This window comes from Phyllobacterium sp. K27, from assembly GCF_054796155.1.
Genome location: NZ_CM139240.1, coordinates 636,924 through 658,803, shown reverse-complemented (window position 1 = coordinate 658,803; position 21,880 = coordinate 636,924). Strand labels below are relative to the sequence as shown.

At 55.0% G+C, this 21,880-nt stretch carries 19 protein-coding genes; 10 read left to right on the top strand and 9 right to left on the bottom strand.

All coding sequences use genetic code 11. The features are described 5' to 3' along the window. Positions 1-10 precede the first annotated feature (10 nt). The 3 genes from ACYJL1_RS03190 to purH all read left to right on the top strand — a co-directional run bounded on the left by ACYJL1_RS03190 (position 11) and on the right by purH (position 4,674). Positions 11-1,720 (top strand): heparinase II/III family protein, encoded by a 1,710-nt coding sequence (locus ACYJL1_RS03190; protein WP_460896998.1) that lies wholly within the window; start codon positions 11-13, stop codon positions 1,718-1,720. Between the two features lie 129 nt (positions 1,721-1,849). Further along, a complete protein-coding gene (locus tag ACYJL1_RS03185; RefSeq protein ID WP_460896997.1) occupies positions 1,850-2,905 on the top strand; it encodes an aldo/keto reductase in 1,056 nt (351 codons plus the stop codon). 152 nt (positions 2,906-3,057) lie between these two features. Then, positions 3,058-4,674, top strand: coding sequence for a bifunctional phosphoribosylaminoimidazolecarboxamide formyltransferase/IMP cyclohydrolase (gene purH, locus ACYJL1_RS03180; protein WP_460896996.1), 1,617 nt, complete (start codon positions 3,058-3,060; stop codon positions 4,672-4,674). Between the two features lie 65 nt (positions 4,675-4,739). Here purH and ACYJL1_RS03175 read toward each other — a convergent pair whose 3' ends face one another. The 5 genes from ACYJL1_RS03175 to ACYJL1_RS03155 all read right to left on the bottom strand — a co-directional run bounded on the left by ACYJL1_RS03175 (position 4,740) and on the right by ACYJL1_RS03155 (position 13,337). After that, positions 4,740-6,113 (bottom strand): MFS transporter, encoded by a 1,374-nt coding sequence (locus tag ACYJL1_RS03175; protein ID WP_460896995.1) that lies wholly within the window; start codon positions 6,111-6,113, stop codon positions 4,740-4,742. 237 nt (positions 6,114-6,350) lie between these two features. Then, positions 6,351-11,132, bottom strand: coding sequence for an NAD-glutamate dehydrogenase (locus tag ACYJL1_RS03170; RefSeq protein ID WP_460896994.1), 4,782 nt, complete (start codon positions 11,130-11,132; stop codon positions 6,351-6,353). 107 nt (positions 11,133-11,239) lie between these two features. After that, positions 11,240-11,872 (bottom strand): TPM domain-containing protein, encoded by a 633-nt coding sequence (locus tag ACYJL1_RS03165; RefSeq protein ID WP_460896993.1) that lies wholly within the window; start codon positions 11,870-11,872, stop codon positions 11,240-11,242. A 1-nt stretch (position 11,873) separates the two neighbouring features. Next, a complete protein-coding gene (locus tag ACYJL1_RS03160; RefSeq protein WP_460897917.1) occupies positions 11,874-12,665 on the bottom strand; it encodes a TPM domain-containing protein in 792 nt (263 codons plus the stop codon). Positions 12,666-12,719: 54 nt separating this feature from the next. Beyond that, positions 12,720-13,337: a LemA family protein gene (locus ACYJL1_RS03155; RefSeq protein ID WP_460897916.1), complete on the bottom strand. Its 618-nt coding sequence runs from the start codon at positions 13,335-13,337 to the stop codon at positions 12,720-12,722. Positions 13,338-13,469: 132 nt separating this feature from the next. On the opposite strand from ACYJL1_RS03155, the gene ACYJL1_RS03150 reads away from it, so the two are divergent. From ACYJL1_RS03150 to ACYJL1_RS03140, 3 genes are all read left to right on the top strand, one after another. Beyond that, positions 13,470-13,718: a hypothetical protein gene (locus ACYJL1_RS03150; RefSeq protein ID WP_460896992.1), complete on the top strand. Its 249-nt coding sequence runs from the start codon at positions 13,470-13,472 to the stop codon at positions 13,716-13,718. Positions 13,719-13,751: 33 nt separating this feature from the next. Beyond that, a complete protein-coding gene (gene pdxY, locus ACYJL1_RS03145; protein WP_460896991.1) occupies positions 13,752-14,633 on the top strand; it encodes a pyridoxal kinase PdxY in 882 nt (293 codons plus the stop codon). Positions 14,634-14,741: 108 nt separating this feature from the next. Continuing rightward, positions 14,742-15,419: a carbonic anhydrase gene (locus tag ACYJL1_RS03140; protein ID WP_460896990.1), complete on the top strand. Its 678-nt coding sequence runs from the start codon at positions 14,742-14,744 to the stop codon at positions 15,417-15,419. A 56-nt stretch (positions 15,420-15,475) separates the two neighbouring features. On the opposite strand, the gene ACYJL1_RS03135 is transcribed toward ACYJL1_RS03140, so the two are convergent. Both ACYJL1_RS03135 and ACYJL1_RS03130 read right to left on the bottom strand, forming a co-directional pair. After that, positions 15,476-15,850, bottom strand: a complete 375-nt coding sequence (locus tag ACYJL1_RS03135) for a hypothetical protein (protein WP_460896989.1) — start codon at positions 15,848-15,850, stop codon at positions 15,476-15,478. Positions 15,851-15,952: 102 nt separating this feature from the next. Then, positions 15,953-16,135, bottom strand: a complete 183-nt coding sequence (locus ACYJL1_RS03130; RefSeq protein ID WP_460896988.1) for a hypothetical protein — start codon at positions 16,133-16,135, stop codon at positions 15,953-15,955. 441 nt (positions 16,136-16,576) lie between these two features. Here ACYJL1_RS03130 and ACYJL1_RS03125 point away from each other — a divergent pair, with 441 nt between their 5' ends. Both ACYJL1_RS03125 and ACYJL1_RS03120 read left to right on the top strand, forming a co-directional pair. Further along, positions 16,577-17,329, top strand: a complete 753-nt coding sequence (locus ACYJL1_RS03125; RefSeq protein ID WP_460896987.1) for a GGDEF domain-containing protein — start codon at positions 16,577-16,579, stop codon at positions 17,327-17,329. An 89-nt stretch (positions 17,330-17,418) separates the two neighbouring features. Continuing rightward, entirely contained in the window at positions 17,419-18,522 is a 1,104-nt protein-coding gene (locus ACYJL1_RS03120; protein WP_460896986.1) for an NADH:flavin oxidoreductase/NADH oxidase, read from the top strand. A 35-nt stretch (positions 18,523-18,557) separates the two neighbouring features. Here ACYJL1_RS03120 and ACYJL1_RS03115 read toward each other — a convergent pair whose 3' ends face one another. After that, the gene (locus ACYJL1_RS03115; protein ID WP_460896985.1) at positions 18,558-20,015 is read right to left on the bottom strand and encodes a sensor domain-containing diguanylate cyclase; all 1,458 of its coding nucleotides are present in this window, start codon (positions 20,013-20,015) and stop codon (positions 18,558-18,560) included. Between the two features lie 82 nt (positions 20,016-20,097). Continuing rightward, the gene (locus ACYJL1_RS03110; protein WP_460896984.1) at positions 20,098-20,919 is read right to left on the bottom strand and encodes a lytic murein transglycosylase; all 822 of its coding nucleotides are present in this window, start codon (positions 20,917-20,919) and stop codon (positions 20,098-20,100) included. Positions 20,920-21,254: 335 nt separating this feature from the next. On the opposite strand from ACYJL1_RS03110, the gene ACYJL1_RS03105 reads away from it, so the two are divergent. Next, positions 21,255-21,530, top strand: coding sequence for a BrnT family toxin (locus ACYJL1_RS03105; protein ID WP_460896983.1), 276 nt, complete (start codon positions 21,255-21,257; stop codon positions 21,528-21,530). Further along, on the top strand, positions 21,511-21,819 hold the full coding sequence (locus ACYJL1_RS03100) for a BrnA antitoxin family protein (protein WP_460896982.1): 309 nt from the start codon (positions 21,511-21,513) through the stop codon (positions 21,817-21,819). Before ACYJL1_RS03105 ends, ACYJL1_RS03100 begins: the two co-directional genes overlap by 20 nt. The last annotated feature ends 61 nt before the right edge of the window (positions 21,820-21,880 follow it).

The window sequence follows — 21,880 nt, the reverse complement described above, 5'->3', positions numbered from 1 at the left end:
CAATAATAATATGGTCGCGTTGAGCGAAACACCGCAACTATGGGGACTTGCAACAGCGCAGCTTTGGCGCCGTTTCCGCAGACGTGTGCGTATGGGCCCGCTCTATCGCTGGCGGTTTACCGGCTTTACGCCGGAGCGCGTGCTCATAGCCCCACAGGACTTACGCCCTGCCGATCCGCAGCTTGCCGAAGAATTTTATCATGGTCGATTCGCCTTGGCGGGTCGGGTGGTCGAGACCGGCGGACGTTCACCTTTCCTCGTTGAACCACCCAATGCTGCCTGGCAAGCCGCCCTTCATAATTTCGGCTGGCTGCGCAACCTGCGCGCGGCAAACACGGAACTTGCCACTGCCAATGCACGTGCCCTGCTGGGCGACTGGATTACCACCCAAGGCCGCTCGATCAGCGGCCCCGCCTGGGCACCGGAAGTGACGGCTCAGCGTATCATCGCATGGTTGCAGCACTCTAATCTTATCCTCGCTGGTGCAGAGCTTCGTACCTATCGCCAGTTCATGCGCTCGCTTGCCATGCAGGTTCGTTACCTGCGGACCATGGCCACCGTCATGGATGATGGCGAAGAAAAACTGCGCGCGCGCATTGCGCTGGCTCTTGCCGCGCTGGCGCTGCCTGTTTCTTCAAGCACCAGCCGCTCGGCGCGGCGCAATCTCGAGTTGGAGCTTGTCCGGCAGATATTGCCGGATGGCGGACATATCTCACGCAATCCGCTGGCGATCCTGGAATTACTGGCCGATCTGCTGCCCCTGCGCCAGACCTATGCCAGCGGTCAGGAAGCGCCGCCCAAGGCGCTTATAGAGGCGATCGAGCGCATGCTGCCTGCGCTGCGGTTCTTCCGTCATCACGATGGCAACCTTGCGCTTTTTAATGGCGTTGGTGCAACCATGCCGGAACGGGTGATTGCCGTGTTACGGCACGACGATATTGGCGGCTTGCCGCTCATACACGCCGCCCATTCCGGTTACGAACGCCTCTCCATGGATTCAACAACCATCATCGCAGATACGGGCCTTGCGCCGCCCGTTACGGCATCACGTGACGCCCATGCTGGCTGCCTGTCCTTTGAAATGTCCTCCGGGCGCAGCCGTTACATCGTCAATGCAGGTGTTGACCGTTACGGACCTGCCGAGTTTCGTCCGCTGGCCCGCTCCACCGCAGCCCATTCAACAGCAACAATCAACGATACATCGTCTTGCCGTTTCAGCAATACATCCAGCCTGTCGACAATGATCGGCACGCCCATCATTGCTGGCCCCAGCAAGGTCAATGTCGAGCGTATCGAAAAACCGGGAATAATCGGCTTTGTTGCCAATCATAATGGCTATGTCCGCCCATTCGGTATTTACCATGAACGTCAGATTGTCCTGTCACACAATGGCAGTGTGATCGAAGGCATTGACAGCTTCTTTGCGGCTGGCCGCAATCCTCTGCGCCACACCGGAGCGGAAGAAATCGTCATCCGCTTCCACCTGCATCCTTCCGTCAATGTCAGTGTGGATGATCACGGCCTCATCGTCCTGCAAGCCGATAATGACGATATTTGGATGTTCTCGTCCACCATACAGCCCTTCGTGGAAGACTCGCTCTTCTTCGCCGGTTTTCGGGGTCCCGTGAAAACCCGGCAGATTACGCTTTCCGTCAATGCTGCCAATCGTCCGGAAGTCGAGTGGCAATTCACGCGCACGACACTCGGTGTTTACGGCTGATCCCAAATCGCTGAATCTTGTATGACAACGGGGCGACAAAAGTCCCTTGATCGGCTATATGGAATATAACACCCTCGCCGCATTCGCCGGCACAATCCCGTTTTCAGATATAGTATCAGGAGCCGATCAATGGAGTATCGTCAGCTTGGCCGTTCCGGCCTTAAAGTATCCGCGTTCAGCCTCGGAACCATGACATTTGGCGGGAAAGGCAATTTCGCCAAGACCGGCGACACTGATCTTGAAGGCGCAAAGCGGCAAGTCGATATGGCGCTGGATGCCGGGATCAATCTGTTCGACACGGCAGACATCTATTCCAACGGTGCCTCGGAGGAAATTCTCGGGCAGGCCTTGAAAGGCAAACGCGACAGGGTTCTCGTCGCGACCAAAGCACGTTTCCGCATGGGCGAGGAAATCAACGATGCGGGTCTTTCGCGCTATCATCTTATCCGTGCGGCTGAAGTGAGCCTGAAGCGTCTGGGTACAGATCACATCGATCTCTACCAGCTTCATCAGTGGGATGGTCTTACGCCGCTGGACGAAACCCTCGAAGCACTTGATACACTTGTTCGCTCAGGCAAGGTCCGTTACGTCGGCGTTTCCAACTTTTCTGCTTGGCATCTGATGAAGGCGATGGGCATTGCCGCATTGGAAAAATTCATTGCTCCTGTCAGCCAGCAAATTCACTACAGTCTCGAATCGCGCGATGCGGAATATGAGCTGATCCCTGCCACAATTGACCAGCAATTAGGCGTCCTCGTCTGGAGCCCTCTCGCGGGAGGACTGCTTTCAGGCAAGTATCAGCGTGGCAAACCCACACCGGAAGGGACGCGCCAGCTGGCCAATTGGGGCGAGCCACCAATCCGCGACGAAGAACGCCTCTATGATATTATTGAGGTGCTCGTTGGCATTGCTGAAACGCATGGGGTTTCGGCGGCGCAAGTGGCGCTCGCATGGCTTCTTGGACGTAACGGCGTAACGTCCCTCATAGTCGGCGCAAGGACGGACGCGCAGCTTGCAGACAATCTCAAAGCTGCCGATCTTGTACTAACAGCCGAAGAGCGCGCCAGCCTCGACAAGGTAAGCCAGCCGCCATTGATCTATCCTTATTGGCATCAGGCCCGCACCGCCTCAGACCGCCTGTCTGCAGCAGACCTCTCACTCATCGAACCTTATCTCAGCAAATAGGAATAGACCGGCGCGTTAAAAGGTCTCCTCATTCTTGGGTATTCGCCAACCAAATCACCCGTGTGAACTTGTGTAAAAAGGTAGGATTCCGGCTCGGCCTGTGCTAACGGCCAAGCCAATCCATTGACCCTGCGAAATTTAAGGACGAACCCATGGCCGTCGCCGCGAAATCTTTTCCCGCTCCCAATCTCCATCCGGTTAAACGGGCGCTCATTTCCGTTTCCGACAAGGCGGGCCTGACAGCGCTCGCCCATGCGCTGCATCGTCATGGCGTCGAAATTCTCTCGACAGGCGGAACATCCAAGGCGATTGCTGCTGAAGGCATTCCGGTTCGCGATGTTTCGGACATCACAGATTTCCCTGAAATCATGGATGGCCGTGTCAAGACCCTGCATCCCAAAGTGCATGGGGGGCTGCTTGCAGTGCGCGATGATCCCGAGCATGTCGAGGCAATGAAGACCCATGACATTGGCGAAATCGACCTTGTTGTCATCAATCTCTATCCCTTTGAAGAGGTCCGCCATTCCGGCGCAGACTATGCCAATATTGTTGAGAATATCGACATTGGTGGTCCGGCCATGATCCGCGCCGCCGCCAAGAACCATGCCTATGTCGGCGTCGTTACCGAGACCGGCGATTACGACATGGTTATCGCCATGCTCGACAAGCATGAAGGCTCATTGCCCTATTCCTTCCGCCAGAGTCTTGCTGCCAAGGCCTACGCACGTACCGCCACTTATGACGCAGCAATTTCCGGCTGGTTTGCGGAAGCTTTGATGACAGAAACCCCATCGCGCCGCGCCATTGGCGGACACCTCCATTCGGTCATGCGTTACGGCGAAAACCCGCATCAATCCGCCGGCTTTTATCTCACCGGCGAAAAGCGCCCGGGTGTCGCCACTGCCACCCAGCTTCAGGGAAAGCAGCTTTCCTATAATAATATAAACGATACCGATGCGGCCTTTGAACTGGTTGCAGAATTTGATCCTGCCCGCACATCCGCCGTTGCCATCATCAAACACGCAAATCCATGTGGCGTGGCTGAAGGTGCGACATTGAAGGAAGCCTATTTGAAGGCCCTCGCCTGTGATCCGGTTTCCGCTTTTGGCGGCATTGTTGCCCTCAACAAGACGCTGGATGCGGATGCAGCGGAAGAGATCGTCAAGACGTTCACCGAGGTCATTATTGCTCCTGATGCCACGCCGGAAGCGCAAGGCATTGTCGCGGCCAAGAAAAATCTGCGTTTGCTGGTAACGGGTGGCCTGCCTGATCCGCGCGCTGGCGGTATCAGCGCCAAGACGGTTGCGGGCGGCATTCTGGTCCAGTCGCGCGACAGCGGCGTTGTCGATGATCTGGATTTGAAGGTCGTTACAAAACGCGCGCCAACTGATGCCGAAATGTCCGATCTCAAGCTGGCCTTCCGCATTGCCAAACATGTGAAATCCAATGCGATCGTCTACGTCAAGGACGGAGCGGCGGTTGGCATCGGTGCCGGTCAGATGAGCCGTGTGGATAGTGCGCGTATTGCAGCCCGCAAGGCGGAAGATGCCGCCGAAGCCGCCGGTCAGGCGATACCTCTGACCAAGGGTTCCGTCGTTGCGTCAGATGCGTTCTTCCCCTTTGCTGATGGATTGCTCTCCGCCGTTGCCGCAGGTGCAACGGCTGTCATCCAGCCGGGTGGTTCAATGCGTGATGATGAGGTCATCGCGGCTGCCGATGAGCATGGCATTGCCATGGTCTTCACCGGCATGCGCCATTTCAGGCACTGATTTGAGAGCAATTCCAGGAAAAGTGTGAGGCGGTTTTCCGTCAGGAATTGCGTAAAAATAAAGGCTTAGAGCGTCGTTTTGATCAACGCTCTAGCAGCGGGATATGGCGTCCTTGCCAAAATCGCCAGACCAGCAAGCAGGAAGATGAGGATCATGGCCATGCCGAGGCGTGGCGATCCGCTTAGCGCCGTTACGGTTGCTACCATGAAGGGCGCGAGGAAACTTGTCGCCCTTCCGGACAATGCGTAGAGGCCGAAATAGCGTCCTGCCTCATCGGCTGAAACACTGCGCGCCATATAGGAGCGCGATGAGGCCTGCACCGGGCCGAAGGCAATGCCTATCAGCAGCCCAAAGCAGATATAGGCTTTTTCTGCTGGCGTGCCGAACAGACCGCCGCTATCAACACCGGGCAATTGCAGCAAGCCAAAAAGCGTATAGCCCGGTCCCGTCGAAACGATCCCAAGCGTTGCGATAATAAGTGAGAGCAGAGATGCGATGACGACGGTCTTGGACCCAAACACCGTGTCGAACTTGCTCGCGGCAAGGCAGCCGAAAATGGCCACCACATTCAGGATAATACCGAAGATACCGATCTCCGCCGTTACCCAGCCGAACATCGTCGCCGCAAAGGCTCCGCCAAGGGCGATCAGTGCGTTCACCCCATCCTGATAGATCATGCGCCCGATGAGAAAGCGGACGATCCCCGGTCGTTGCCTTGCCTCGACCAAGGTCAATCTGAGTTCACTTAGGCCAGCGCGCACAGCCTTTGCCGCTGGCAAGCCCTTCACGGCGTCCGGCGTAAAGAAGAACATCGGCAGGATGAAAATCAGATACCAGAGAGCCGCCAAGGGTCCTGTCGCCCGGTCTCCTTCGGAAAGGTTGGGATCAAGTCCCAAAATCGGGCTTGCCCCAAGCAGCGTCTTTCCTGTTTCCGGAGAAGCGGCCATGAACGCCACAACAAAGATCAGAACGATCATTCCACCGAGATAGCCGAGGCCCCAGGCAATATTGGAAATACGGCCAATATCCTTTGGCTCGACCAGTCGCGGCATCATGGAATCGTTGAAAACAATAGAAAATTCAGCGGCTATCGACGCCAGAGAAAAGAAGACCAGCGGCACGATCAGGCCGGAACCCGGCTCGGCAAACCATAACATGCAAAGTGAAAGAATTTTGATAAGGGCAAAGAAGCCGATCCATGGTTTGCGGCGTCCTGTCTGGTCGGCAATCGAACCGAGCACCGGCGATAATATGGCGATGAACAGGCCGGAAATGGCAATGCCATAACCCCATGCTGCCTGCCCCATTGCGGGGTCGGTGGCCATGCGCGAAACGAAATAGGGACCGAAGATAAAGGTTGTTACAACAGTGAAAAAGGGCTGCGCCGCCCAGTCGAAAAACATCCAACCCCATATACCGCGCTTCGGTGCTTGTTGCATGCAGACTCCAGTGGTCAGAAGATCAACTTCGCAAATCTATGGCACTGGTTATCTCTCCCCTTGCGGGAGAGAAAGGATTTTCCTGGATTTAGCCTCTTTACTAAATCCTTGGAAAATCCAAGAGAGGGGATAGTTCGATGGACCAAATCCCCTCTCTTGTGATTTCAAGCACTTAGCAAGAGCTAAGATGCTGAAATCACATTCTCCCCCACAAAGGGGGAGATAGCCACCTCCAAATCACGAAAGATCAGATAATAGCCCGGCAGCAACGGCAAGGCGCGAGACCGTCAAGTCACCCGTTTCGACGATGCTTGCCATGCGCTGCCGCACCTCGTCGATACGCGCACCGCGACCAGTCAGCCACTCCTTGGCAGGATCGGATTTTTTGCCATGCTGGGTGAGTGCTGATACTGCAATGCCCCGCCGCGCCTGGCTGATCAGATCGGTGGCACGGGCAAGCGCCAGCCCATCGTAATAATCAGCAACGGATACATTGCGCGCAGCATCTTCAATACGCCCGATGCGGAAGGCTTCAGAAATATCGAAGTAAGCTTTGGCTGCGGCAGTAATGTCCACATTGGCTGCCTGCGCCACTGCTGCAATATCCGGGATGATCGGAGCGATTTCCAGACGAGCCATCTGCTCGGCCAAGGGCTGCGGCGCTCCCAGTGCAACATTGTTGGCCGTATCCTCGTGAATAAGCGTCATCATGGTTGCTGGCAGCAGCTTGTCGAGACGCGGCAACAAGGCATTGCGACCGGCTTTGATCTCCGCGATCGCGCCGCCGAGATCGGCGCTCTTGCGATTGCGCAATACCCAGGCGGTCGTCCAGTTGAGCATCTGCGCCACCTTGGCGTAAAGTCCGTTCTGCACATCGCCGGGCATGAAATTATCCAGGCGATCAATCGCGTCGAACAGATTGTCCACCTCGAATCCATCGCGAACAATGACATAGGCCCGGACGATTTCCGGTCCCGATTGACCCGTCAGATCCGAAAGCCTGCTAACAAAGGTCGGGCCACCCCGATTGATCACATCATTGGCCAGCTGTGTCGCAATGATTTCCCGGCGCAGGCGATGGGTGCGAATTTCGTCGGCGAAACCCTGCTTCATCTGAACCGGGAAATATTCCATCAGCTCGCGCTCGAAATAAGGATCATCCGGCAGATCGCTCGCCAGAAGCTGGTCTGACAGGACAATTTTGGCATAAGCCAAAAGTACACCAAGCTCGGCACGGGTCAGCGGAATGGCTTCGATCTGACGTTCCTGCAATGCCTTGTCTTCCGGCAAGGTCTCGACCTTGCGGTTGAGAAGCTTTTGCGCCTCTAGGTCGCTGATAAAGCGAGCCTGATAGGCAAGATCCGCAACACCGCGCCTCTGCGCCAGCGAAAGCGCGAGCGTTTGCAGATAATTGTTACGCAGAACCAGAGAGCCGACTTCATCGGTCATGGATTCCAGCACCTTGTCGCGCTTGTCGCGCTTCAGTTTGCCGCTGCGCATGGCCTGCGCCAATGCAATCTTGATATTAACCTCGACGTCCGACGTATTGACGCCAGCAGAGTTATCAATGGCATCGGAATTGCAGCGACCGCCCAGAAGACCAAATTCGATACGCGCTTTCTGCGTCACGCCGAGATTAGCGCCTTCACCAATAACCTTGGCCCGTACATCGCTGCCAGTAATGCGGATGGCATCATTGGAGCGATCGCCAGCCTCTGCATCGGTTTCAAGCGATGAGCGTATATAGGTGCCGATACCGCCAAACCAGAGCAGATCAACCGGCGCTTTGAGAATAGCTGTCATGATTTCGAATGGTGTCGCAGTAACCTTGCTAAGACCGATGGCCTTTGCCGCTTCCTTTGAAAGCGTGATGGATTTTTGCGAGCGCGAGAAAACACCACCGCCAGCGGAAATCTTCGATTTGTCGAAATCCTGCCAGCTGGAGCGCGGCAGATCGAACAGGCGCTGCCGCTCCTTCAATGTCGCATTTACATTCGGTTCCGGATCAATAAAAATATCGCGGTGATCGAAAGCCGCAATCAGTTTGGTCTGTGGCGATAGCAGCATACCATTACCAAACACATCGCCGGACATATCGCCAACGCCCACAGCCGTGAACGGTGTGGTCTGGATATTGGTGCCGATTTCACGGAAATGGCGTTTGACCGCTTCCCATGCACCGCGCGCGGTAATGCCCATTTTCTTGTGATCGTAGCCGACAGAGCCGCCTGAGGCGAAGGCATCGTCCAGCCAGAAATCATGTGCCTGGCTAATCGCATTGGCCGTATCGGAAAAAGTGGCTGTGCCCTTATCGGCCGCAACGACGAAATAAGGATCGTCGCCATCAAGACGGATGATGTTCTCCGGCGGCACAACAGTTTCGCCGTGCAGATTGTCTGTGACTGAGAGCAATGTCGAAATGAAGGTTATATAGGCCGCGCGGCCTGCTTCAAAGATCGCATTGCGGTCAGTTCCCATTGGCAACCGCTTCGGATAGAAGCCGCCCTTTGCGCCGACTGGCACGATAACAGCGTTCTTCACCTGCTGCGCCTTGACCAGCCCCAGAACCTCGGTGCGATAATCCTGAGCGCGATCTGACCAGCGCAGACCGCCGCGCGCGACCGGGCCAAAGCGCAGATGTACACCCTCGACCTCAGGGCCATAGACGAAAATCTCGCGATAGGGACGTGGCGCAGGCAGTTCATCTACAGCCCGCGGATCAAGTTTGAAGGCAAGGGTAATGCGTTCGCTACCGTCTTCTTCCGGCGCAAAGGCATTGGTGCGCAATGTCGATTCGATCAAATTGAGGAATCGCCGCAGGATGCGATCATCATCGAGGCTCGGCACCCCCTGCAATGCTTCCTCGGTAGAAGCGCGAAGCTTTTGCTGTGCAGTTAGCGATTTCGCCACCCCGGACTTGTTTTTCGCAGGATTGAAGCGTTGATCAAACAAACCGAAAATCTGCCTTGCTATAGCGGGATACCGGTTCAGCGTGGCAGCGATAAAGTCCTGCGAATAAGGAATGCCTGCCTGCTGCAAATAGCGGCCATAGGCGCGCAAAATGATGATTTGGCGCGATGAAAGCTGACCTGTCAGTGCCAGCGCGTTATAACCGTCATTGTCCGAAGCGCCATCCCAGATACTGCGGAAAACCTCCTCGAACAGATCACCATCATCGGCAAGATCGATTGGGGTTCCAGATGTACTTGTCAGCTCCATATCGTGGACAAAGAGCGGGCTGCCATCGGCAGCGGGCAGAGCGAAAGTCTGCTCGCTGATGACACGGAAGCCCATATTTTCGAGAAGGGGAACGCGATGTGAAAGCGCAACCGCCGATCCATAATGATAGATCTTCAAGGATGCAGCGCCAGGGCCGTCCGTGCGGTGGCGGTAGAAGTCGACGAACAGCGGATTGTTGCGCGTCAGCCCGGCAATACGCCCGGCATCGACAAGCGCTTCGTCAGGTGAAAAATTTTCACGGTAGCTGTCAGGAAAGACCGCTGCCAGCGCGGTAAATTCCGCAGAGCCAGTGCGGTCTCCAACCTCGGCAACGGCATCCTCCCAAGTGCGTACGATAGCGCGGACATTCTCCTCCAGCACTTCGCGCTTGACTTTGGGGAAGTCGTTTTCCGCGTGACCTATAATGAAGTGGACGCGGGCCAGATTGCCTTCAGGGAAGGCCGGATAATAGGCCGACACATGCCCGTCAAAGACCGAGGCAAAATAGGACCCCATCTTTTCGCGCACGACAGAATCATAGCGCTCACGTGGAACATAGACGATGATCGAGGCGAACCGTCCGAATGGATCAATACGCGGCAGGACACGCACGCGCGGCCGCTCGCCCAGCGCCAGAATGATCTCCGCGTTGCGGGTCAATGTTTTGACGTCGATCTGGAAAAGATCGTCGCGCGGATAGCCCTCAAGCACCTTGATCAATTGCTTGCCGGAGTGATCTTCACGGTTGAAACCAAGTCGGCTGATAACGCTTTCGGTCTTCGAGCGCAGATAGGGGATTTTCAGCACGGAACGCGTATAAGCGCCTGATGTAAACAGGCCGACAAAGCGCAACTCGCCGCTCACTTGACCTTCTGCATCGTAGGTTTTGACGCCGATATAATCCATATAGCCACGGCGATGCACCAGCGACTTTGTATTCGCCTTGGTGACAATCAGCGGCTCCGGACCGGTGAGGAACGCAATGATCTGCGGTGTGGTGGTCACACCCTGATTGCCGCGCTTGAGCACGCGGACGTCTGGATCGCGCAAAATGCCAAGCCCCGGCTTGCCCGAACGTTCCAGCTCACCCTGGCTGGCATCGCCCTGGTAGTCATATTCGCGGACACCGAGGAAGGTAAAATTATTGTCGCGCAACCACTCGAGAAACTCGACCGCCTCGTCGCAAGCCGCTTTCTTCATCGGCGTCTTGCCGATCTTGTATGCCTCGATAGCGTCCTCAAGACGCGCTGCCATGGCTGCGCGGTCGTTGACTGCTTCCCTGACCTGCTTGAGCACCAGATTAAGCGCCGCCAGCATAATCTCACGTGCTGGCGCATCCAGCGCCGGCACATGAATCTGCATGACGGAGACGCGGGCTATACCTGCAGCGGGCTTGTCAGGACCAGCGGCCCCGATGACGGTACCGCTCTTTTTATCCACATCCATTACCGGATGCAGAACGAGATAAACCGAGCTGACCCGCTCGCTGATCTCGCCCAAAACCGAGTCGAGCAGGAAGGGCATATTGTCGTTGATCAGGGAGATGACAGTAATCGGCCTTCCGTCGCGGGCGACAGCACTCCCATCGGAGAGATCAATCAGCGGCTTTCCGGTTTTGAACCGGCCCAACGCGTCTTCGGCAAGCTTGGCGGAAGCAGACAACGCACCCGCATCATAGACTGCCAAATCCTCTTCCGGTGCGCGCGCAAAGAGCAATTCCTCGAAGAGCCTGACCTTGTTTTTCATGCTTGATTTTGACGTCGGCTTGGCCTTTTTCGTGGAATCTTTGCCGGAAATCATAAAATACCCCCCTGAACTCTCGAAACTGGGCCGATCATAGCCATTAAATAAGGCTTTTCGACCCCAAATTGCATGCGGACGTGAAAATAGCGTGACACGCAAGAATATTACAATTCCACGAGGTGATCATCGAGTTCGTTGACATCTTCCTGGCTTACCGGGAAATGTTCCTCCAGCAGCAAACCGGCTCTGTCGATTGCCTGAAGAAAACCCGAGGCAACTTCGCCTTTTTTTGCGTGATTCGTTAGCAGGCTGACAATGCCGTTCCACTCATCCTGCTCGACTTTGGCATTGATTCCAGCATCGGCAATTACCTCGGCATAGCGTTCAGCCAGCGAAACAAAAAGCAATATGCCGGTTCTTTCCGTTGTCAGATGAACATTGCGCGCTAGAAATTGCTGAACGGCATTTTGATGCGCGCGGCGATAACGCACGCGCCTTGGTACGAGCAGCATCGTCATGCCGGGCACAAGCCAAAGCACAAGCACCGCGGTCAGAAATGCGGCCAGAATCGCAAGCCCGAACGTCGGCAGCGGAATGGTGAACCAATACCAGTGCGCGGCGATCGCCACGACCACCGCAGCAAGCAAAATACCGCACGCAGCTGCAAAACCGGCAACAAAGAAGTAACTGTCGCTGCGCCGCGCCACCACGGCATAGATCTCACCGCTTGTACGGCTTTCTGCGGACCGGATCGCCTCGGCAATGCGTTTGTGATCAATCTCTGTGATTAAGGCCAACCTACCAGCTCCCCGATGCGCCGCCGCCGCCGGAAGAACCGCCGCCGCCCGAAAATCCACCGCCACCACCGCCCGACGACCAGCCACCACCGCCGGAGGACCAGCCTCCCCTGCTGCCACCACTCCGCTTTGATGGCCGCGTGTCGATATTCATTCCAAGCCAGCGATATTGGCCGGGGCCGATCTTTTGGCCGAAAACCGGCGCCAGCACAGCCATGCCGAACCCGCCAAAGAAGATGGTGGCCCAGATCGTGATGAAGATCACCATGAACCAGTCAATGTCAGTATTGGGCTCTTTGATATTGCGCTTTGCGCGCGCATCAAGCTCGGCTGTGTCGCCTGAAAGAACCTGAATTATGTCCCCGACACCGCGCGATATCCCTCCGGAATAATCGCCGGATCGAAAACCGGGAATAATGCTGTTCTCGATAATGAGCTTCGACAACAGGTCAGTCAGCGTGCCTTCGAGCCCATAGCCCACTTCGATCCTGACCTTGCGGTCATTGGGAGCAACGACAAGCAAAACGCCATTGTTTTCCTGTTTCTGCCCCAAAGCCCAATGGCGATAAAGCCGATTGGAATAGGATTCAATATCCTCGCCATCAAGATCAGGCACCGTAACGACAACCACCTGATCCGAGGATTTCTTTTCAAACGCTTCCAGTTGCCGCGTGATCGCTTCGCGGGTGCCGGGATTGATGACATTTGCGGCATCGACAACGCGTCCCGTCAGTGCTGGCAACTCCGCCGCAAAGACATGAACGGAGAAAATAGCAAGCAGGACAAGAGCCAGCCAAAGGCGGCTGGCACCGGCAGCTATCGGATACAGCGCTCTCACATCAAAGGCCTAGAATTTCACCTGAGGCGTCTGCTTGGCTGAGTCTTCAATATTGAAGGTCTGGTAAGGCTCATTGCCGGTAAACCAGATCCAGGCCCAGATCATTGTCGGCATGGTTTTCAATGCCGTATTGTAGACCCGCACCGCTTCGATATAGTCGCGGCGAGCCACAGCAATGCGGTTTTCAGTGCCCTCAAGCTGCGACTGCAAGGCGAGAAAGTTCTGGTTGGATTTCAGGTCCGGGTAGTTCTCGACCACAGCAAGCAGTCGCGACAGCGCGCCGGTCAACTGGGCCTGATTCTCCTGAAATACTTTCATCGCATTGGGATCGGTCAATGTTTCGGGCGATACCTGTACGGAAGTCGCCTTGGCTCGCGCTTCGACCACCGAGGTCAACACGTCCTTTTCCTGCGCAGCATAGCCTTTGACCGTTTCGACAAGATTGGGGATCAGGTCGGCCCGCCGCTGATACTGGTTCAACACCTCGCTCCATGCTGCCTTGGCGCGTTCTTCATTGGTTGGAATTGTGTTGAACCCGCAGGCCGATAGCAGCGGGACAAGCATGGTCAGTACCAGAACAGAAAGAACGCGACCCATTTTACGACGGGGTGCCAGCGATGAGCTCATATACTGCATAGTCCACTCTCCAGTTTCTACTCGTCCCCAACGGCCAAGGCCGAATAGCCCAGACCCTAGCTATTTTTTTCTCCAAAAGGAACTGGCAAAGCGCTATGGTGAACACGAAGCAACGGAGCCACCATGACAGGCAGCAACAAAGACAATCAACAGGGCAAGGAAGCGCAGCGTATCCTGCAGCGCGTGGGCGATGAAAACGTCTCCAGCGGCCATTCCTTCACCCACCGCAGCAAAGACCATTTTTCCGCCAGGGACACCGATGCGTCCGATCCGATAGAGGTTCTTGGCACACGCATCGGCAGAGGCTTGGGATTGCTTGTCGTCATCGCCATGTTTATCTGGTTTATAATCTCCTTCTTTGGCTTGGGCTGATCCGCCACTTCCCAACGCACACGAGTATTGCCAATGAGTAATCCCGCTGTTTCTTCCAATGCCGTTATTGTCATTTCGAGTCATGTGGTGCGTGGCTCGGTGGGCAATCGGGCCGCTGTTTTTGCACTGGAAACCCTCGGGCATCCCGTTTGGGCGGTCCCGACGGTCATTCTGCCATGGCATCCGGGGCACGGCCCCGCCAAACGCATCGTGCCACCCGCTGAACAGTTCGACGATCTGATTGCAGATCTGGAACGCGCGCCATGGCTCGGCGAAATAACCGGCATCATGAGTGGCTATCTTGGCAATGCCGCGCAGGCATCTGCAGTTGCTCGCCTTGTCAAAACCATCAAGGCGAAAAACAGGAATATCCTCTATCTTTGCGATCCCGTTATAGGCGATGAAAAGGGGCTTTACGTTCCCGAGGCGACGGCGATAGCTATAAGAGACGAGCTGATGCCGCTGGCCGATATTTCGACGCCCAATCGCTTCGAGCTTGCGTGGCTGGCTGGTGCCGACCTGCCTGACAACAAGGCGATCATGCAGGCAGCGCTTCACGCAGGCCCGGCTACAATGCTGGTGACGTCAGCATATCCCATGCTGGCTGGCGGTACAGGCAATCTTCTGGTCAATCACACACTCGCACTGCTTGCCGAGCATCGCCTCGTTACCGGACCGACCAACGGTCTTGGGGATCTGACTTCCGCCTTGTTTCTAGCCCGCATGCTTTCGGGAATCGAACTGGAACAGGCACTGCAACGGACAACCGCATCTGTTTTTGAAATCATGGCGCGCTCTGCCAAGCGTGGAGCGGACGAGCTTATGCTTGAAGCCGATGCCTCAAGTCTCGCCACGCCGATGGCGATGGTGCAAATGCGACGTCTGCCCCATCCCACCAAGGGCATCAGGGCCTGAAAACCTATGATCTGCCACCTGCGATGAAACTACTCTATTGTGATGTCTGACGTTTTGACGCCCCTGCTACCAATTGAATTTTCGAACAATCAGGATTAGAGCAAACCCATGACCCTGCTTCCCGAGAGACTCCTCACCGGTTATCGCAACTTCATGGCCCATCGCTTCTCCAATGAGACGCTGCGCTACAAGCAATTGGCAGAACAGGGCCAGACACCCGAAACTCTGGTTATTGCCTGTTGTGATTCCAGATCTGCTCCGGAAATCATCTTTGATACGGCGCCGGGCGAGATCTTCGTCGTTCGCAATGTGGCCAATCTCGTGCCGCCCTATTCACCTGACGGCGAATATCACTCTACCTCGGCAGCACTCGAATTTGCGGTGCAAAGCCTGAAGGTCAAGCACATCGTTGTCATGGGTCACGGCCGTTGTGGTGGTATCAAAGCTGCGCTCAGTTCTGACAGCCAGCCATTGTCACCCGGCGACTTTATCGGCAAATGGATGAGCCTTGTGGCTCCTGCCGCCGAAGCCGTAGCAGCCAATGAACTGATGACGCCTTTCGAGCGTCAGACTGCGCTGGAGCGTATCTCCATCCGTTACTCGCTAAAAAACCTTCGCAGTTTTCCCTGCGTCGACATTCTGGAGAAAAAGGGCAGGCTGACGCTGCATGGTGCCTGGTTCGATATTTCTACAGGCGAATTATGGATCATGAATCCAGAAACAGGTGATTTCCTGCGGCCCGATCCAGAAGAAAACGGTGTTGCGGAAGTATCAGCGCAGAGTTGAAAAAAGCGGCCCCTCGGGAGCCGCCTTTTGTTGAGCAGTGAAGTCCGCTGTAAGCATCAGTAGGCGCGGATAATGAAAGCTGCCCGCGGATACCACCAGCCATCATGACCGCGGCGATATCCATGACGCTTTTCGCGGTAACCACGATGACCGTTCCAGCGACGATCGCGCTCGCGCCTGTTGTTATAGTGTGAACGACGATCATGCCGCTCATACCGATCACGACGATCATGCCGGTCATATCGATCACGGCGATCATGCCGTCTTTCCGCATGATGCTTGCGTTTTTCGCGGTGTTGCACCGTCTCGACATTTGATGTCACCTGAACCTGTAACGGGGCAACGGGTGCGGCGTAGGATGATGCTACTGACGTTAAACCAATGATGGCGGCCACAAAGCCGGCACCAATCGCTGAGATTACTCGTTTCATGAAGTGCTCCATTGAACTCTACAACCTAGAGTCAGAACTCAGAGGTGCGCCTTCACCCATGAACAAGGTGTGAACGAGCCGTTTATTATTCAACAATGGGACTCAGCGCTTCTTTTTACGCTTCGGGGTTTCTGCCTTGGTTTCAAAAAGGTCTGTGTCACCTTCGGTCTTGTCAGCTTCGATTGCTGGGCCCTTAATGTTTTCTGCTGATTTTGCCTTGAGCGGGGCCTTGTCTGCCGGAGGAGTTTTTGTATCGCTTGTCTTCTGTGCGAATTTTATCGCCATTTTGCCTGATCTCCTTGCCGGTATGCGAGGACGCAACGCACGTCCAACACTTGCCTATCACGCAACACTCAGATGATCGCGTTAATTCGCAACTTTCAGCACCTTTGTTGTATAGGCTTGCCGCCAATGCTCAGAAATGCATCCCTTATGATTATAATTTCACCGCTTTGCATAGCAGCTATGCATTTATAGCGATTGTTGCGCTGCAAAAACAGGCTTATGTAGCAATCAGTCATCGCGGTACTCCTCCCATTTTGCCGCGATGGCTGTTCCCCTCTGGAGGTTTTTAACCTTCACAATTCAGGCCGGGCTTTTTAGTCCGGCTTTTTTTTGCCTGCAATCCAAAACCGAACCCCAAATTTACAATAATCATTCACCTTGTTTCCGAAAGATTTCTTCATGGCAAAAGCATATGCTTGCCCATGAATGCTGAGGGTGACTATGCGTTTTTATAACCTCTGGTCGGCACGATTTGCGAGTCTGTCGCCGGTGATGCAAGTTCTGATTGTGATAGCGATTGGCACTGTGTTTGCAGATGCCATGGCTGCGACATTCTTTTTGCTCGGTGGTTACGACCAGCTGGATAAAACAATTTATCTGACAACTGTCATCGTATTAACCGTCGGCCTTCCGCTATGCGCTTTTCTTGTAAGCTGGAATCACCGGCTGAAACAAATGACCGGCGAGTTGGACACTGCCTTTCGAAAGGACGGGATGACCGGGCTCTTCACCCGGCATGAGTTTTATCTACGCGTTGGCCACTTCATTAAGTCAAGCAATCCCGTGTTGAGTGCAGGGGCTATTCTCTATATCGACGTTGATCATTTCAAGCAGCTCAATGACCGATACGGACATACGGTCGGAGATGATATTGTCTTGGATATCGGCATATTGATTCGCGAAATGATGGGGCGCCGCGACGTGGGCGCGCGCTTTGGCGGCGAGGAGTTTGCCGTCTTTCTCGCTGATGCGGATTATGGCCAGGCCGCCTGGCTTGCCAACAGGATACTTGCAGGTTGCCGGGCTGTCAGGCGGCGCGCAGGCGAGCGCGATGTATCGGTCACTGTCAGTATCGGCGTTGCATTTCACGCTCCGGGCCAAACGCTGGAGCAGTTGGTCGATAAGGCTGACCAATGTCTTTTTCAGGCAAAGGAACAGGGCCGCGATCGTATCGTCTATGGACCCTCCAGTTGAACGCCAATTCGAGCGACTTGAATTAACCGCAGACTCCCGTCATCTTGCAGGCAGCTGTCTCCTTCCGAAAAATCTCCCGAGGTATAATCATGAGCCATTTGTTCCAGCCATTGCGTTTGGATACGCTGGATCTTCCAAACCGCATTATCATCGCCCCCATGTGCCAATATTCCGCCGAAGGCGGCAACGCGACAGACTGGCATATGATGCATCTGGGCAATCTGGCGCTGTCAGGCGCAGGTCTGTTAATCACCGAGGCAACTGCGGTGACCGCGGAAGGGCGCATATCCTACAAGGATCTGGGACTTTATAATGATGGCAACGAAGCGGCTCTTGCCCGTGTACTGCTGGCGATAAGGGAGCATTCACCTATGCCGGTCGCCATACAACTGGCCCACGCAGGACGCAAAGCATCGGTTGATCTTCCCTGGAAGGGTGGCAGGCAAATCGCACCCGACCATGCGGATGGCTGGAAAACTGAAGCGCCGTCAGCAATTCCCTATCTGGATGAGTATGACGCTCCCACTGCATTGGACAAAGCAGGATTGGCGCGAATCCGGGACGCTTTTGCAACCGCTGCCGAACGTTCTGCCCGGTTGGGAATAGACGGCATCGAGGTACACGGCGCACACGGCTATCTTCTGCATGAGTTCCTTTCACCCCTTTCAAACAAGCGTGAGGATGAATATGGCGGAAGCTTGGAAAACCGTATGCGCTTCCCCCTCGAAGTGTTTGAAGCCGTGCGTTCCGCTTTCCCCGCTGACAAGCCGGTGTGGATACGAGTTTCAGCAACCGATTGGGTTGAGGGCGGCTGGGACGTGGATATGACCGTCGCCTTTGCCAAGGCGCTGGAGAAACTTGGTTGTGCAGCAATCCATGTATCGAGCGGTGGCCTGTCACCTTTGCAGCAAATGGCGCTGAGCCCCGGCTATCAGGTCAACCTCGCCCGCAAGATCAAGCACGAAACCGGGATGACGACCATTGCTGTGGGTTTGATAAACGAGGCGGAACATGCCGAGGCAATTGTGGCCAACGGCGACGCCGACGCGATCGGGCTGGCTCGGGCAATTCTTTATAACCCGCGTTGGCCATGGCATGCAGCAGCCAAACTGGGGGCTCAGACATTCGCCCCACCGCAATATCTGCGCTGTCAGCCCCGTGCTTACCCGAAGCTTTTCGCCCACACCGACTAAAAGGTACGACGCCAGAAGCTAGAGAAAAATTTGCTCTAGCTTCTACGGCTGTCCCCGGTTTTTGTATAGTGCTGGTGCTTGTCTTCATACATTAACAGATCAGCGCGCTTGGCAACCGCTTCCAGCTTTTCTCCGACTGCGCTTGTCGCCCATCCAATCGACACTTTCAGAACGATGTTCGAATAGTACTGATTGTTGATCTCGATCAGGCTGCGGATTTCTTCGACCATGCTGGTGACACCCAGCTCGTCAATCGACGGCAGGAGTACCGCGAATTCGTCACCGCCAATACGAGCCGCGTAACAAGAAGACTTGACCGCCTCTCCGAGCACTTCGCCCATACGGCGCAACAAACCATCGCCGACACCATGGCCCCACTGATCATTGATGGCCTTCAGGCCATTGAGATCCAATATGATGATCGAAACCGGAAAAAACTCGCGGCGCTCAAGCCGGTTGAGCTCATCAACATAGAATGCGCGGTTGTGCAGCTTCGTCAGCACATCATGCTTGCCCAGATATTCCAGATAGGCTTCGGCTTTCTTGCGCGCGGTAATATCCGTCAGTGAAATCTGAACCAGTGACCAATCCTGTTCATGCCCTGGCAGGACCGAAAACTGCAAGAGAACATGGCGCTCCGTACCATCGAGTGCATAATTCACTGTCTCGCGGCTGTGAAACAGGTTGCCGTTCCATAGTTCGATGAGCTGTTCACGAAAATGAGTGTTCATGACATCGCGGAAAATCTCCGGCAGGCGGCGCAGCAATGTCATCTTGTCCGGAGCCAGAAAAAGCCTCAGCGTTTCGCGATTAACATCGACGACGCGAATTTCACTGGCACACTGCCCGACAAATTCCGGGTGAACATCCGTGAATACCCGAAAATCTGTAATGCCCCGCTCGCGCACTTCATCCAGCAGCTTCTTTATGCGGCTGAAATCCTCGACCCATAGCGAGACGGGAGAATGTTCGAACAACCCTTCAGCATATTGCTTGCTTTCAATCTGCTGACGGCGGGCGGCTTCCCGCTCCGTCACATCCTCGATGGAAAGCAGAACCCGTTCCCAGGTTTGTTCGTAGCCAGGCAGCACTGTACCGCGCAACTGAATATTCAGCCGCCCTCCCGATAAAGTATAGTTGACCGTGTCACTGGAAAACTCGAGCTCTCCATTCCACAGCGCTGCCAACTCCTGAACGTGGGATTGAAGCATGTCATCGCGGAAGATGGCGCCGAGATTGGCCGTCAGGCTTTCAAAACTTTCCGCCTGAAAAAGCGAGAGCGTCTTCCTGTTGACCTTGAGAACGCGGATGAGGCCCGAACATTCGCGAATACGGGAAACATCTTCCAACAGATAGGCTTTGATGTCCGTAACACCAGCCTTGCGCCACATGTCGAAAAGAGCCCGCACACCGCTGAAATCTTCCAGCCACAGTGAAATCGGCGCGAGATCGAACGTGTCGCTCTCGGTCTGGTGATCAATATGGTCGTTCATTGCAGTTTGAACTCTTGGCTTGGAGGAGCGTTCTGCTTGAAGGGGTCCGATGCATACCGGACCCGAAGTCGAAAATCAGATTCTACCGGCCGTCGATCTGTGCAGCCATGATGGCGATTGCCTGCTGATAGACACTGGCGGCATTCCAACCCTGAATGGCTGCGTAATTGGGCTGTCCCTGCTGGTATCCGGCACCCGGCTGCCAGCCATGGCCACGCAGGAAATTTGCCGTTGATGCCAAAGCATCAGCCTTGGAACGCACCATGTCGATGCGCCCATTGCCGTCACCATCGACACCATACTTCAACACATTCAGCGGCAGGAACTGTGTCTGGCCGATTTCGCCATGCATCGCGCCCTTTGCATCGGGAGACAGGGTGCCGTTGTCGACAAGCTTGAGCGCAGCATTCAAATGCGGGCGGAAATATGCCGGACGACGGCAGTCATAGGCCAGCGTCGCAACTGCGGAAAGCGTATTCTGGCTGCCGAGATAAGCACCGAAGCCGGTTTCCATGCCCCATATGGCCAAGAGAGGACCGGCAGGCACGCCATAGCGCTGTTCAAGGCGAGCGAAAAGAGCCGCATTCTGGGCTTTATGCTTCTTGCCGCGCGCAACGATTGTCTGCGCGCCACGTACCTGCATGAACTTGTCGAGCGAATATTTGAAGCTCTTCATGTTCCGGTCGGCATTGATCGTCTTTCTGGCATAGGTAACATTATCCAGCGCCCGGATACCCCGGCTGCCGATGCCCTGAGCTTGCGCTTCCTGCTTGTACTGCTGAATCCATTCGGGGAAACCAGAAGAGTTGTTGCCACATTGACTGGCTGCATGCGCAGTGCCGGCCAAGCCGAAAAGAACGGTCGCGACGCCCGCAAAAAATCTGCCTTTGGCAACAAATGCCATGGATATCTCCTTAAAAGTTGAATCGTCTCCTGCCTATCTGCCACTTTTCAACGGTCCTGTCATCTGTATGCATCAAGCCATAGCACCGGAAATGGGGCTCGTTTCGGCGGTTTTTAGGCAATTCTGGCTAAAATCACACACATTCCGTCCAGGCACAGACCGTTTCTTCAACCGCACATAGTACAATCTTTGGTTGTACTTGCGGGGTTTTCGCCTCTGGGCCTTGGACTAATTGATAAGGGTCTGACTGCTTTTCAGTGTGATAATCTATTCCAACAACCTCAGAATTTAGCATATTTTTGTATATACAATAATTATTGACCAAAGCGATTTTTATGAGTAGACTTGAATGGGACGAAGAAAAGAGCCGAAGCAACCAGCGAAAGCATGGTGTGGCCTTCGCTAAAGCTTACGACTTTGAGTTTAGCACGTGCCTGGAGCACTTAGACAACAGGGAGTTTTATGGTGAAGAGCGCATTGTCGCGCTGGGATTTATTGGCAGTACACTTTTTACCCTGACCTACACGGAGCGTGGGGAGAAGATTAGAGTTATTTCGCTTCGAAAATCGACAAAAACGGAAATGGTGAGATATGCACAAAACTATGACTGAGGAAGAGCGCAAGGTTCACCGTGCCCGTATACAACGCGCTATGGAAAGCATTACCCCTGAAGAAGATGCCGCTCTGACGAAGGCGGCCCTCGACGATCCCGATACGGCATTGATCACGTCTTTGAGCAAACGCCGTCCGGGCCGTCCCATGGCCGATGCGCCCAAGATGCCGGTTTCCATTCGCCTCAGCCCCGATGTGCTCGACTATTACCGCTCAACCGGCCCCGGCTGGCAAGGCCGGATTGATGAAACCTTGCGTGAGGCAGCGGGGCTGAAAAAGCGCGCGTGAGCGCCGCTTGGGACCGTACATCTTGACTCTGCGGCGTATTTCCTGTTTAAGCCGCGCATCA

Bases quoted from the DNA above. Each gene is read 5' to 3' on its own strand.
- ACYJL1_RS03190 (WP_460896998.1), top strand. From the start codon at position 11: ATGGTCGCGTTGAGCGAAACACCGCAACTATGGGGACTTGCAACAGCG.
- ACYJL1_RS03185 (WP_460896997.1), top strand. From the start codon at position 1,850: ATGGAGTATCGTCAGCTTGGCCGTTCCGGCCTTAAAGTATCCGCGTTC.
- purH (WP_460896996.1), top strand. From the start codon at position 3,058: ATGGCCGTCGCCGCGAAATCTTTTCCCGCTCCCAATCTCCATCCGGTT.
- ACYJL1_RS03175 (WP_460896995.1), bottom strand. From the start codon at position 6,113: ATGCAACAAGCACCGAAGCGCGGTATATGGGGTTGGATGTTTTTCGAC.
- ACYJL1_RS03170 (WP_460896994.1), bottom strand. From the start codon at position 11,132: ATGATTTCCGGCAAAGATTCCACGAAAAAGGCCAAGCCGACGTCAAAA.
- ACYJL1_RS03155 (WP_460897916.1), bottom strand. From the start codon at position 13,337: ATGAGCTCATCGCTGGCACCCCGTCGTAAAATGGGTCGCGTTCTTTCT.
- ACYJL1_RS03150 (WP_460896992.1), top strand. From the start codon at position 13,470: ATGACAGGCAGCAACAAAGACAATCAACAGGGCAAGGAAGCGCAGCGT.
- pdxY (WP_460896991.1), top strand. From the start codon at position 13,752: ATGAGTAATCCCGCTGTTTCTTCCAATGCCGTTATTGTCATTTCGAGT.
- ACYJL1_RS03140 (WP_460896990.1), top strand. From the start codon at position 14,742: ATGACCCTGCTTCCCGAGAGACTCCTCACCGGTTATCGCAACTTCATG.
- ACYJL1_RS03135 (WP_460896989.1), bottom strand. From the start codon at position 15,850: ATGAAACGAGTAATCTCAGCGATTGGTGCCGGCTTTGTGGCCGCCATC.
- ACYJL1_RS03130 (WP_460896988.1), bottom strand. From the start codon at position 16,135: ATGGCGATAAAATTCGCACAGAAGACAAGCGATACAAAAACTCCTCCG.
- ACYJL1_RS03125 (WP_460896987.1), top strand. From the start codon at position 16,577: ATGCGTTTTTATAACCTCTGGTCGGCACGATTTGCGAGTCTGTCGCCG.
- ACYJL1_RS03120 (WP_460896986.1), top strand. From the start codon at position 17,419: ATGAGCCATTTGTTCCAGCCATTGCGTTTGGATACGCTGGATCTTCCA.
- ACYJL1_RS03115 (WP_460896985.1), bottom strand. From the start codon at position 20,015: ATGAACGACCATATTGATCACCAGACCGAGAGCGACACGTTCGATCTC.
- ACYJL1_RS03110 (WP_460896984.1), bottom strand. From the start codon at position 20,919: ATGGCATTTGTTGCCAAAGGCAGATTTTTTGCGGGCGTCGCGACCGTT.
- ACYJL1_RS03105 (WP_460896983.1), top strand. From the start codon at position 21,255: ATGAGTAGACTTGAATGGGACGAAGAAAAGAGCCGAAGCAACCAGCGA.
- ACYJL1_RS03100 (WP_460896982.1), top strand. From the start codon at position 21,511: ATGCACAAAACTATGACTGAGGAAGAGCGCAAGGTTCACCGTGCCCGT.